At 49.9% G+C, this 13,005-nt stretch carries 11 protein-coding genes; 9 read left to right on the top strand and 2 right to left on the bottom strand.

What is annotated here, in order from left to right:
- Window positions 1-11: 11 nt before the first annotated feature.
- Entirely contained in the window at window positions 12-461 is a 450-nt protein-coding gene (locus tag GON05_RS20540; RefSeq protein ID WP_127452411.1) for a YlbF/YmcA family competence regulator, read from the top strand.
- A gap of 5 nt (window positions 462-466) precedes the next feature.
- Here the strand turns inward: GON05_RS20540 and GON05_RS20535 are convergent, their stop codons facing one another.
- Window positions 467-1,471 carry an asparaginase gene (locus tag GON05_RS20535; RefSeq protein ID WP_157321390.1) on the bottom strand — a complete coding sequence of 335 codons (1,005 nt, stop codon included), beginning with the start codon at window positions 1,469-1,471 and terminating at the stop codon, window positions 467-469.
- Window positions 1,472-1,518: 47 nt separating this feature from the next.
- Between GON05_RS20535 and GON05_RS20530 the strand changes: the two genes are divergently transcribed.
- The 5 genes from GON05_RS20530 (at window position 1,519) to galU (ending at window position 5,248) form a co-directional block, all read left to right on the top strand.
- The gene (locus GON05_RS20530; RefSeq protein WP_127452182.1) at window positions 1,519-1,782 is read left to right on the top strand and encodes a YlbG family protein; all 264 of its coding nucleotides are present in this window, start codon (window positions 1,519-1,521) and stop codon (window positions 1,780-1,782) included.
- Window positions 1,783-1,993: 211 nt separating this feature from the next.
- A complete protein-coding gene (locus tag GON05_RS20525) occupies window positions 1,994-2,431 on the top strand; it encodes a hypothetical protein (RefSeq protein ID WP_127452184.1) in 438 nt (145 codons plus the stop codon).
- Between the two features lie 111 nt (window positions 2,432-2,542).
- Window positions 2,543-3,454: a selenium metabolism-associated LysR family transcriptional regulator gene (locus GON05_RS20520; protein WP_127452186.1), complete on the top strand. Its 912-nt coding sequence runs from the start codon at window positions 2,543-2,545 to the stop codon at window positions 3,452-3,454.
- A gap of 46 nt (window positions 3,455-3,500) precedes the next feature.
- A complete protein-coding gene (locus tag GON05_RS20515) occupies window positions 3,501-4,367 on the top strand; it encodes a PHP domain-containing protein (RefSeq protein WP_157321388.1) in 867 nt (288 codons plus the stop codon).
- Window positions 4,367-5,248 (top strand): UTP--glucose-1-phosphate uridylyltransferase GalU, encoded by an 882-nt coding sequence (gene galU, locus GON05_RS20510; RefSeq protein ID WP_127452189.1) that lies wholly within the window; start codon window positions 4,367-4,369, stop codon window positions 5,246-5,248. The genes GON05_RS20515 and galU overlap by 1 nt, the downstream gene beginning before the upstream one ends.
- A gap of 47 nt (window positions 5,249-5,295) precedes the next feature.
- Here the strand turns inward: galU and GON05_RS20505 are convergent, their stop codons facing one another.
- Window positions 5,296-7,059, bottom strand: a complete 1,764-nt coding sequence (locus GON05_RS20505; protein ID WP_157321386.1) for an Rqc2 family fibronectin-binding protein — start codon at window positions 7,057-7,059, stop codon at window positions 5,296-5,298.
- A gap of 182 nt (window positions 7,060-7,241) precedes the next feature.
- Between GON05_RS20505 and GON05_RS20500 the strand changes: the two genes are divergently transcribed.
- The 3 genes from GON05_RS20500 (at window position 7,242) to GON05_RS20490 (ending at window position 12,990) form a co-directional block, all read left to right on the top strand.
- Entirely contained in the window at window positions 7,242-10,034 is a 2,793-nt protein-coding gene (locus GON05_RS20500; RefSeq protein WP_157321384.1) for a calcium-translocating P-type ATPase, SERCA-type, read from the top strand.
- A gap of 151 nt (window positions 10,035-10,185) precedes the next feature.
- Complete coding sequence (gene dapF / locus GON05_RS20495; RefSeq protein WP_157321382.1) at window positions 10,186-11,019, top strand: diaminopimelate epimerase; 834 nt, start codon at window positions 10,186-10,188, stop codon at window positions 11,017-11,019.
- 96 nt (window positions 11,020-11,115) lie between these two features.
- Window positions 11,116-12,990 (top strand): bifunctional homocysteine S-methyltransferase/methylenetetrahydrofolate reductase, encoded by a 1,875-nt coding sequence (locus GON05_RS20490; protein WP_157322257.1) that lies wholly within the window; start codon window positions 11,116-11,118, stop codon window positions 12,988-12,990.
- Window positions 12,991-13,005: the final 15 nt, after the last annotated feature.

Here is a 13,005-nt window from a genome sequence, read left to right as displayed (position 1 = left end):
TGAACATAGGTATGTTACAGACGATGGAAACAGAAACGATTGATATGTCGGCCGTTCTTATGCAGGCCTATGACATGGGTGACATGATTAATTCCTCTGCTGAAGTGGCAGATTATTTATATTGGAAGAACGCTGTTGAGAACAGTGCGGAAGTGAAAGAGCTGAAAGCCGTCTTTGCAAGGAAAAAAGATGCTTTCGAAGAATGCGAGCGTTTCGGGCATTATCACCCGAGTTATCACGAAGCATTGGCTGCTGTGAACGAGGTTCAGGACAAGTTGCATCAGGTCGAGGCTGTTCGCAGATTCAAAGAAGCGGAGGATCGCTTGGACGATTTACTGTTCACCGTATCCACGACGATCGCTCACGCCGTATCTGATTCTATCAAAGTTCCCAGCAATAACCCGCTGCCAACCGGCAAAGGATGTTCCTCCGGTGGAAGCTGCAGCGGAAATTGCGGTTAACCATGTTACAACTGGAAATCGGGGCGGATGATTCCGACCTCGGTTCCTTGCCAGTTATGAACGGTAGGCGTGTGAAAAGCAGCAAGCTTGCTGACTTCGGATGGCGAAAGCAGATCTAACTGCTTCAGCGCTTCAACGACAGCAGGATATAGCGCTCGCTGATTACCGTCTTCAATCTTCAGTACAAAACCCAACCCCATATCGGGAACCGTTAGTGCGAAAATACCCTCAGCACCCATTTTGCCGATGATTCGGCCTTGCGTGGTTTCGATTAACTGCGTATCGAAGCGATCGCTGCCTGCTAGGAATTGAGGATATTTTCGCACCGCGGCGACGATTCTCTGGCAAGCGTTTGCACGGACTTCAGGCAGCGCTTCCGGGCTTCCTAGCCGGGCGAAAGCAAGGGCTAGATGATGGATGGGCATGCCGAATACGGGTACACCGCAGCCGTCGATCCCCAGCTCCATCTGCGATTTGGGGATGTCCGACATCGCGCAAACCGCCTCCAACATGAGCTGTTGCACAGGATGCTGCAGGCTCATGTATGTATCCGGCGATGCACCGAGGTGTGCACAAAGTGCCAGCATGCCGGAATGCTTGCCCGAGCAGTTGTTATGCAGCGTGGTCGGCGCTTCTCCCCGCTCGCGCATCGCCTGTGCGGTCGGCGCGTGGTAGGGCTCATGAGCACCGCACTGCAGGTGCTCGTGGTGGAAACCGAGCTTGCCCAAGATGCCTTGGGCAGCGCTCACGTGCTCAGCTTCCCCGTTGTGGGAAGCGCAGCACAAAGCGATTTCGGCCTCACCCAGGCCGAAATGATCCGCCGCGCCGGACTCGATGACCGGCAGCGCTTGAATGAGCTTCGCCGTCGAACGGGCGAAGGTAAGGAGCTGTGGGTCGCCTGCGCCGTGCAGCAGCGAGCCCTTGGTATTAACGACCGCGAGATGAACGCGGTGAATACTTTCCGTTATGTTCCCGCGGTATACGCGGACGATGGTGTTAGAAGGCTTCATGTAAGGGTATCACTCCATACTAGGATTATTGAAAAGAGGTTGTAATCATGATGATTGAGCGTAGCGGGTTAATCATTTGGGTTAATGATGTTAAAGCCGCCAGAAACTTGGAAAGATTCGGTTCGCTTCATTACATATCCAAGAAAATGAATTATGCGGTTCTTTATATACATGCAAGCAAAGTTGAAGAAACGACTCGCAGCTTACTTAAGCTGCCCTACGTCAAAAAAGTAGAGAAGTCGTATCGCAACGAAATCAAAACCGAATACAGTAGTGAAGTACCGGACAAAACTAGATTTTACACCCTTTGAGGCTGTAGTGCAAAACGAAAGCTTCGGAAGAAGCTTTTTTTATTTTTTGAATTTTTAGATAATAAGCATTTTTTCATGAATTCACAAATATTTATTAATAATTTTATATATTCTTACATGGGAAAAAAAGTTATAATCAAGTAAACTATAACTTACATACATTCATGGAATAGGTACGCGGACTCATTTTTGTAGGAAAGGGGGTGTGATCATGAAAGACAAAGTAATGGGGAGATGGAGTACTTACGAACCATTCTTCGTGCAGCTGGGTGACAAGAAAGTAGCGGATGTCGTGATCACGAATCATGCGAAGCTGAGATGGAGTGATCGTGTTTCTAGTGAAAACAACTCACTGGAGGAAATCTGTGCTTTTCTATGGGAAAAGCTTAAAAATGGTGACATCGTCCCTTATTATCGAAATGAAGAAGATGTTTATCTGATTGATGATGACCTTGTCGTCGTTGCTGAGTTTTCTCACTTGGAGAATGAAACGGATCTGGTGGGCAATCCGCTGCATAAGATGATCATCGTCACCTTCCTCGGGAGAATGTCCGAAACCATGGAGCTTCGCGATTTGAAATCATATTATTCTTGGCTTAGGCATTCAAGGCGCATGACTTTGATCAAGAACAGCCGCAAGCGCCGGTAACTGGATAATAGTTGGATCAAGGGCGTGTCCATCAGGCATGCTCTTTTTTACGTCTGAATGGACTGAACGCGCGCAATTTCATATAATGGTAGCAAAGAGAGGCGGGGTTTCATGGCACTTAATTTTCATCAACTTCACATTTTTTATACCGTCGCAGAAAAAGGAAGTTTCTCACATGCCGCCGGGGCGCTCCATATGACACAGCCTGCCGTCACGATGCAGGTTCAATCCCTCGAGGATTATTTCGGCGTGAAGCTATTTCACCGCAGCACCAAGAAGATTGAGCTTTCTGAAGCGGGAAGAGCGCTCATGCCGTTTGCGAAAAATAGCATTGAGCTGATTCGGGAGACGGACGTGGCGATGTCCAAATTCACCAAAATGATTGAAGGGCGTCTCCAGCTTGGCGCAAGCTTGACGATGGGCGAATACATTTTACCTCGTCTCCTTGGTCCCTTCAGCAAAGATTACCCGAACATCTCCGTTTCCATGAAGGTGATGAATACGACACAAATTCTCGATGAGGTTCTGGGTCATCAGCTGAATTTCGGGCTTGTCGAGGCGCCGATTCATCATCCTGATGTTCATACGGAAGCGATTCTAAGCGATGAGCTGAAGCTTATTGTGCCGACGGACCACCCTTTAGCAGACCTGGAGGTTGTTACACTCGAAGAAGTGTTGAAATATCCATTCGTGCTTCGTGAGCAGGGGTCCGGAACTCGAAGGGTAATGGAAGAGGAATTCGCCCGCTGCAACATGGATTGTTCCACAATGAAGATTGTCATGGAATTAGGCAGCACTGGCGCTATTAAATCAGCCGTTGAAGCTGGGCTTGGTATTTCCATCCTATCGCAGTCTTCGGTTAAGCATGAAGTGACCCTAGGATTGTTTAAAGTGAAAACGATTGAGAATATTAGGTTTGAACGCAGCTTCTATGCGATTTATTTAAATTCCACACTGCTTCCTATATCCGCAGTCAGTTTTATGACCTTTTTACAGCAGGAAGAATTAAGCCGTTTTCTTTAAAATGTGCAGCACCTGTAAGGGCTAAGAAGAAGAGGGGGAAGCAGAAATGACAGCCAATGTGTCAGCCAAAATGGAAGCGGATTTACATACACATACGACGGCTTCGGACGGGACGCAGCGTCCTGCGGCTAATGTGCAAATGGCCCACGATGCCGGATTGGCGGCAATTGCGATCACGGATCATGATACGGTTTCAGGAGTGGCTGAGGCGCTTGCAGAGGGAGCGAAGCTCGGAATTGAAGTTGTACCCGGGGTTGAGATCTCGACTGTCGCGGGTGGCCAAGACATCCATGTGCTGGGGTATTATATTCAAATCGACGATAGTCAGTTTCTGGAAAGATTGGCCTCTTTGCGTGACACCCGAAATGCTCGGAACGACATGATTATTGAGCGTTTGCAGCAGTTAGGCATTGAAATTACGATGGATGATGTGCTCAAAGAAGTAGCGAATATTAAGCGCAAGGGCGATACTGTCGGAAGACCCCATATTGCTGCTGTGCTGCTGAACAAAGGTTATGTTTCCTCCATTAGCGAGGCCTTTGACAAGTATTTGGCTACAGGCGCTGCCGCTTATGCCAATCCGCCGCGCATCAAACCGGAAACGGCCATCCAGTGGATTCATGAAGCGGGTGGAAAGGCCGTACTTGCTCATCCAGGCATTTATCATGACGATGCGCTCGTTGAGGCTATTACACAGCAAGGATTAGACGGCATTGAGGTCTACCATTCCGACCATACGCCGGAAGATGAAGCGAGATATCTTGAGCTTGCCCAGCGCGCAGGCCTTCTCATTACAGCAGGTTCAGATTTCCACGGCGAACGGGGCGGAGTTGTTTTTCATGCGCCTATCGGTTCCAAGCGAATTGGGACTGAAGTTTTGCAATATTTACAAACCGAGAAGGAGCCGCGTTAATGAAAAAGATTCGCAAAGCGATCATTCCTGCGGCTGGTTTAGGAACCCGCTTCCTGCCAGCCACGAAAGCGCAGCCCAAAGAAATGCTGCCCATTGTGGACAAGCCTGCCATCCAATACATTGTGGAAGAAGCAATTGAGTCCGGGATTGAGGATATCATCATTGTAACCGGCCGCAACAAGCGGGCGATTGAGGATCATTTTGATAAATCCGTTGAACTTGAAATGATGCTCGAGGAAAAAGGCAGCACGCAATTGTTGAATATTGTGCAGTCTGTCTCTAATCTGGCTGACGTTCATTATATTCGGCAAAAGCAGCCCTTAGGCCTCGGCCATGCCATCCTTTGCGCACGCAAATTTATTGGCGATGAGCCGTTTGCCGTGCTTCTGGGCGATGACATTCTGCAATCATCTCCACCTGGACTCAAACAGATGTTGGATGTTTATGAACAGACAGAAACGTCCGTTATCGCTGTACAGGAAGTGCCATGGGAAGATGTGAGCAAATATGGGATCGTTTCCCCTGCGGCGAGCTACGGCAGCTATCGTTTGATTGAAGATTTGGTCGAGAAACCTGACCGTGACCAAGCGCCTTCAAATTTAGCCGTGATCGGCCGTTACTTGATCATGCCAGAAATATTTGGCATCTTGGAACGGCAAGAGCCTGGCCGTGGCGGAGAAATTCAATTAACGGATGCTCTCCGTGTCCTGAATAGAGAGCAGCAAATGGCCGCTTATTTGATGCAGGCGAATCGTTACGACGTTGGCGACAAATTCGGCTATATTGAAGCGACCATCGAGCTTGCCCTCCAACGGCCTGATTTGCAGCAGCAGGTGAAAGCGTATCTTCTCAATTTGGCTAGAAAGCTAGAAGCGGAATAAACATAAGTAAAAGAACCTAGTGCAGGAAGATGCGCTAGGTTCTTTCTCTATTTTACAGTTACTTTCATTTGTTTGATTTCCTGTTCATCCGGCGTTACGAATAGTGTTTTCTGATTCACATAAATCACGAATCCAGGCTTGGAGCCATTCGGCTTATGGACATGTTTAATCGCTGTATAGTCAACAGGCACTTGGCTGGAGTGCTTGGCTTGGCTGAAGTATGCAGCTAATTGCGCCGCTTCTCGCAGAGTTGCCTCGGAATAGTTGTCGCTTCGGATCACGACATGGGAGCCTGGGATATCCTTCGTATGCAGCCAAGTATCGGAGGAGGAAGCAAGCCGGTTGGTTAAAAATTCGTTTTGCGTATTGTTTTTGCCGACGTAGATCGGAATTTGCTCGCTAGACATATAACATGCCAAGGCAGGCTTATCTTTTTTCTTCTTTTTGCGCTGCTTTTTGTTGCGGTCGCGTATGTAGCCCTGTTCCATAAGCTCATCGCGGATTTCTTCGATATCGGTCAAGGAAGCTACGCCCAGCTGCTGCAGCAAGGAATTCAGATACGTAATTTCCTGATGCGTTTGTTCGATTTGTTCCTCGACAATGGCGGTACTGTTTTTCATTTTTGTGTATTTTTTAAAATAGCGCTGCGCATTCTCTGACGGGGTCAACAGCGGATCCAACGGAATTTTGAGCATGGCCTGATCTTCATCATAGTAGTTGACCGTCTCAAGCTCGCGATCCCCTTTGTTAACGGCATGCAGGGAAGCTGTCAGCAGCTCGCCAAGTATTCGAAATTTGTCGGCATCTTTGGAGTCTTCGACGGTCTCTTGCAGTTTTTCCAGTTTTTTAATATTTTTATTTGATTCATTTTGTAAAAAACGGAGCAAATCGGCCACGCGCTGTTTGACTGTATCTCTTTCGGCTTTGTCTCCATAAAACATCTCCAAGCATGCGCTAGGCGTTGGGTACGTCGTGGACGTCCCTTCAATGTGCGTGAGCGGTGTCATGGCGAAGAACAATTTGCCGGTACTTGTCTGCTCGGTAATGATGGGTTCGTAGTGGTGCTGACGCACAGCCGACATGACATGGTCAAAAGCATGCCATAAAGCGTCGAGATCGCCCGTTTGTTCGTTTCCATCGGTCTTGCGGCCGCGGTATACGATCTCTTTGGCAATTAATGGGCTTAACCCGCTAAAGGCGGCGACAAGCTGATGTTCGGGTTTATCCGAACTAGAGGAATCTTCCCCGGACTTTTGAGCCATCGCATCAAGGAAGGTTGGTTTATCCACGTTCAATGGATTTTGCTTATCCTGCACAGGCGGTGTGACATACTTGCTTCCTGGCATGACAACCCGATAGGAGGAAATGGCAGGGGTTACGTGATGAATACCATCCAAAATGGTGTCTGTTGCCGGATCCAGCAGAATGATATTGCTATGCCGCCCCATAATTTCGACGAGGATTTCTTTGGTGCTCATATCGCCTAATTCATCTCGGTGGCGGATTTGCAGCCGGATGACACGTTCCATGCCAATTTGTTCCACGGCTTCAATAACTCCGTTCTCACAGTGCTTGCGTAGGAGCATGCAAAACATAGGGGCATCCATCGGATTCAAAGAGGTTTGCTCCGTGAGCTGGACCCGTGGGAACGTGGGATTCGCTGAAAGAAGAAGCTTGAGATTTTGCCCTTGCGCCCGGATTTGCAGGATAACGTCATTTTCGCTGGGCTGGTGAATTTTATTAATGCGGCCTCCGACACACGTTTGTAATTCATGAACAATTGCGTGCAGGACTAGTCCGTCTAAAGCCATGATACATACAACTCCATTCTAGGTGAAAACTTTGCTAATCTCTATGATGCCATACTTTTCACAAAAACTTAAGCCTTAGCCACCGGGAAAGATGATTTCAGGGATATTTTCCGGCTTGTCTGAATACATTTACGTATAAGTGGGAGGCAAGATCAAGTGGGAAGTGGGAGGGAGAAGGGCGAATGAGTCAGAATAAGTGGTACCAGTTGACATCGGAAGAAGTCCTGCAGTTACAGCAGGTGGACACGCAGCAAGGATTGCCCTGGGAAGAAGCCTGGAAGCGGCAGGGAGAAGCGGGTCGCAATGAGCTGACTGAAGGCAATCGCGTCTCTCCGATTACGCTGCTATTGAATCAATTCAAAGATTTCATGGTGCTGGTGTTATTAGGGGCGACTCTGATCTCCGGCTTGCTGGGCGAATATCTAGATGCGATCACGATCGTTATCATTATTGTCATGAACGGCATCCTTGGCTTTACCCAAGAATTCCGCGCCGAACGTTCGCTACGAGCACTTAAGGAGTTGTCTGCTCCGAATGCGAACGTGTGGAGGGAAGGCGCCATTCATCAAATACCGGCTCGTGATTTGGTGCCTGGCGATATCATTTTGATGGAAAGCGGGGACAGGGTTCCGGCAGATGTGCGGTTTTTGGAGACGAACGGCCTTTATATCGAGGAATCAGCGTTAACAGGCGAGTCTGTGGCCGTTAGTAAGCAAACAGCAGCGATTGCGCATGATGAAGTACCTCTTGGGGATCAGCGGAATCTAGGGTTTATGGGGACGATGGTTTCCAGAGGCACAGCCAAAGCCGTGGTCGTTCGAATCGGAATGAATACGGAAATGGGTAAAATCGCAGATTTGATTCAAAATACAGAATCCATGGAAACACCGCTTCAGCACCGTCTGGAACAGCTCGGGAAAATACTGATTATTGTCGCAATCGCGTTAACCGTTCTCGTCGTCGTTGCCGGTATTATGCACGGACAACAGCCGTATGCGATGTTCTTGGCAGGCGTGAGCTTGGCCGTCGCTGCCATTCCAGAAGGCTTGCCTGCTATTGTGACAATTGCACTGGCACTTGGCGTACAGCGGATGATTAAACGCAAAGCGATCGTAAGAAAGCTGCCTTCTGTTGAAACATTAGGATGCGCTTCGGTCATCTGCTCCGATAAAACAGGAACCCTCACACAGAACAAAATGACCGTTACCCACTTATGGGTTGGCGGCGATGTGCTGGAAGTGACAGGGGACGGCTATACACCGGTAGGGGACATTCAAATTGGCGGACAAAACGCCGATCTGCTCAAAAACCCTTCATTAAGCAGATTGCTCCATGTATCCGTGCTTTGTAATAACGCAACGTTATATGAGGAAAAGCAGGAGCTGAAACGGAAGAAGGGCAAGGATTCCAAAGAGAACGTCGTCTCTGTCTGGAATATCAAAGGGGATCCGACAGAAGGAGCCTTGGTAGTCCTGAGTGCGAAGAGCGGCATTACGCAAGAGTCGCTTAGTGACAAGTATAAACGAATCGCCGAATTTCCTTTTGATTCCGAACGCAAACGGATGTCTGTTCTGGTGACTTCGGAAAATGGACGCATGGCATGCACCAAGGGCGCGCCTGACGTTCTGCTCCAGCACTGCAGCTACATTCTATGGGATGGCAAAGTCATTCCATTCACTTCTACGCTGAAGCAAAAAGTAATGGCGGCCAATGAAGGCATGGCCAGATCCGCCCTGCGGGTGTTAGGCATCGCCTACAAGGAGCTAAAAAGCACGGACCGCTACGACGACTATGAAACGGTGGAAAACGGCTTGGTCTTCATCGGCTTAACCGGCATGATTGATCCGCCTCGTAAAGAAGTGCGCGAAGCCATCTCCAAATGCCGTAAAGCAGGCATTAAAACAATTATGATAACCGGCGACCATCAGACGACGGCAGAAGCGATTGCCAAACAGCTTGGCATGATTCAAGGCAGTGGCGTCAGCTTGAGCGGGCAGCAGCTCGCTTCCATGTCGGACGAGGATCTCGAAGCCAAGGTGAATGATACTTACGTGTATGCAAGGGTATCCCCTGAGCATAAGCTGCGTATTGTCAAGGCTTTGCAGCGTAAAGGACATGTTGTCGCTATGACGGGTGACGGAGTGAACGACGCGCCGGCGATTAAAGCGGCTGACATCGGAATCGCGATGGGGATTACGGGGACGGACGTTTCGAAAGAAGCTTCTTCCTTGATTCTCAGCGACGATAACTTCTCCACAATTGTCGCAGCGATCGAAGAAGGACGGGGGATTTACGAAAATATCCGCAAATTCATCCGGTATTTGCTGGCGTCCAATGTCGGCGAGATTATGACGATGTTTATCGCGATGATGGCAGGTTTGCCGCTGCCGTTAGTACCGATCCAAATTCTGTGGGTGAATCTGGTGACGGACGGCCTTCCGGCGATGGCGCTGGGTGTCGACCAAGCCGAGAAGGATTTGATGCAGCATAAGCCCCGCTCTTCGAAGGAGAACATTTTCGCCAGACGGCTTGGCTGGAAAATCATCTCCCGCGGAATTCTCATCGGTGTCTGCACCTTGGCGGCTTTCTGGCTCGTACTGCGGGCGGATCCTTCGGATGCCGCAACGTTATTGAAAGCACAAAGCGTCGCCTTCGCTACGCTAGTCATGGCTCAGCTGATCCATGTGTTCGATTGCCGCAGCTCCCGTTCGATTTTTCACCGCAATCCGTTACAAAATCGTTACCTTGTTCTTGCGGTATTATCCTCTCTTATCTTGATGCTCGCCGTTATGTATGTGGATACTCTTCAACCGATCTTCAAAACCGTTCCGCTTGGATGGAAGGATTGGATTCTCGTGCTCATCGCCGCAGGGATCCCGACGTTTCTTATGGGGTTGGGCAGCGTGCTCTCACCGAAGCGTACCAAAGGCTCTCGTCCTGCTTCCTATACGTCATCCAAGGCAAGTTTCAGATAGGTTTAGATATGAGGCTGTCTCAGAGGTCTTAATGACCTTGGGGATGGTCTTTTCCCATTTAGCTGAACGAAAAACAGGAGAAAGGGCTATGCATTCAATCATTTTTGCGCTATGATATTGGCTAAAACACACATTTGGAGTGCTGAATACAATGAAATTTACAAAATTGCATGGTTTAGGCAACGATTTTATTGTCATAGCTGGTGAAAAAGAACTGCCTGCCGGTGTGGATCAGCTCGCGATCCGGCTGTGCAATCGCTTCTTTGGCATTGGCGCTGACGGCTTAGTATACATTCTTCCTTCTGAGAAGGCAGATTTCAAAATGCGCATTATTAACTCCGACGGATCCGAAGCTGAGCAATGCGGCAATGCGATTCGTTGCGTGTCTAAATATGTTTATGACCACAAGCTTACGGATGCAACAGAGATTACGGTTGAAACCTTGGGTGCAGGTGTGCAGAAGGTCCAACTGAATGTGCAAGAGGGGAAAGTTGCGACGGTCCGGGTGGATATGGGGCAGCCGATATTACAAGGACTCGAAGTTCCTACGACGGTAGATGAGGCAAAAGTAATCAATCATCCGATTGAAGTAGACGGAAGAGAGTTTCGGTTTACAGCTGTTTCAATGGGAAATCCGCACTGTGTCATTTATGTGGATGATGCGGTTAATTTCGACCTTGCCGTATGGGGGCCGAAGCTCGAAGTACACCCAATGTTTCCGCGTAAAATCAATGTAGAATTCGCTACGGTGAAGAATCGTGCGTTTACGGATATGCGTGTCTGGGAGCGGGGCGCAGGTCCTACTCTGGCTTGCGGGACCGGTGCTTGCGCGACGCTGGTATCTTCCGTTCTTAATGGGCTTACCGACCGTCAGGCTACGGTTTCGCTGAAAGGCGGAGATTTGTTCATCGAATGGAATGAAGAAGATAATCACGTGTATATGACAGGGCCTGCCGAAGAAGTGTATCAGGGGACGCTCGACTAGCACACTATCAGAATAATTGATAAAGGTTTATCTTAATATCTCCCATCATTTGTGATACATTATAACTACATTTTTTTAGTAAGCGGGGAGATTATGATGAAACTGGATCTTCGAGCGGCGCTTCAGCGGGATATTTTGACCGGTGACGGCGCGATGGGGACTTATTTATATCAGATGGGATTTCCGGTAGGCATTTCTTATGAAGAACTGAATCTGCTCAGACCGGAAACGGTCGCTGAAGTGCACCGCCGTTATTTTGAGGCTGGTGCTCGTCTTATTGAAACGAATACCTTTTCGGCTAACCGTGAAAAATTATCTAAGTACGGGCTAGAAGGCGATGTTGAAGCGATTAACCGTGCAGGTGTGGAGCTTGCGAGGAAGGTTGTAGGAAAAGACGCTTATGTTGTTGGAGCAATCGGTTCGATTCGTGCCGGTAAACGCAAAAATGTCCGTACCGCCGATGTCGAAGAATCGCTGCGCGAACAGATCTCCATTCTTCTGGACTCACCGGTTGACGGGCTTATGCTCGAAACCTTCTATGATTTGGAAGAACTGCAACTGGCGCTGCGCATCATTCGCAGCATGAGCGATTTGCCGGTGATCTGCCAGTTCGCAAATGAAGGAACCGGCAGCACGCAGGATGGCGTTCCGCTGCAGGAGGCATTCCTGCGTCTGCGCGATGAAGGCGCTGACGTCATCGGTTTCAACTGCCGCGTCGGCCCGAACGGGATTCTCCGCTCGATGGAGAAACTGACCCCGCTGGCCGGTGTGCCATTCTCCGCGTTTCCGAACGCGGGGCTGCCCGACTACGTCGACGGGCAGTACACGTATGCGGCGACGCCGCAGTACTTCGCCGAAAGCGCGCTGCGCTTCGCGGATCTCGGCGCGCGCATCATCGGCGGTTGCTGCGGCACCACGCCGGAGCATATCGCCGCAGTCGCGAAGGCGCTGCAGGACTACGTGCCGGCAGAGCCGGGCACGGCAGTGTCCGCGCGCGCGGTGCGCGTGCTGGAACCGGCGCCGGCGAAACCTGCGCCGCCGGCAGGCAAACCTTCGCTGCTGGAGATCGTGAAGCAGCGCAAAACCGTCATTGTCGAGCTGGATCCCCCGCGGGATCTCGACATCGACAAATTTATGCAGGGCTCCAGGGCCCTGCAGGACGCGCACGTCGACGCCATTACGATGGCCGACAATTCACTCGCGGTGACGCGCATGAGCAACCTGGCGCTCGGCCACCTCGTGCAGGATAAGCTTGGCGCGCGTCCGCTGATTCATATCGCGTGCCGCGACCGCAACATGATCGGGACGCAGTCCCATCTCATGGGGCTTCACGCGCTGGGCATCGACCATGTGCTGGCCGTGACCGGCGATCCCGCCAAATTCGGCGATCTCCCGGGGTCCAGCTCGGTTTATGACCTGACATCCTTTGAGATTATCCGGATGATTAAACAACTGAACGAAGGGATTGCGTTCTCCGGCAAACCGTTGAAGCAGAAAGCGAACTTCGTGGTCGGGGCTGCTTTTAACCCGAATGTCAAGCATTTGGATAAAGCGGTGCAGCGTTTGGAACGCAAAATCGAAGCCGGCGCCGATTACATTATGACACAGCCCGTATACGATGCGGGGTTAATTGAACAAATTTACGAAGCGACCAAGCATTTGCATATACCGGTATTTATTGGGATTGCGCCGCTCGCGAGCGGAGGGAACGCGGAGTATTTGCATAATGAAGTGCCCGGCATCCGGTTGTCGGATGAAGTTAGAGCGCGCATGAGCGGACTCAAGGGTCCAGAAGGCCGCGCGATGGGCGTGGAGATTGCCAAAGAGCTGCTGGATGCGGCAATGCCTTACTTCAATGGCATCTATCTGATGACCCCTTTTCTAGCGTATGAGATGTGTGTTGACTTGACAAAGTATGTGTGGGAAAAGTCGAAACGTCATGATTTCCACTTGTACCCACTTTCAAAATGAATTAAAATAGGGTAA

It is taken from the genome of Paenibacillus anseongensis, from assembly GCF_009757995.1.
Lineage (GTDB): Bacteria > Bacillota > Bacilli > Paenibacillales > NBRC-103111 > Paenibacillus_E > Paenibacillus_E chondroitinus.
The sequence above is the reverse complement of the archived record's forward strand: the minus strand, read 5'-3'. Positions and strand labels throughout refer to the sequence as shown.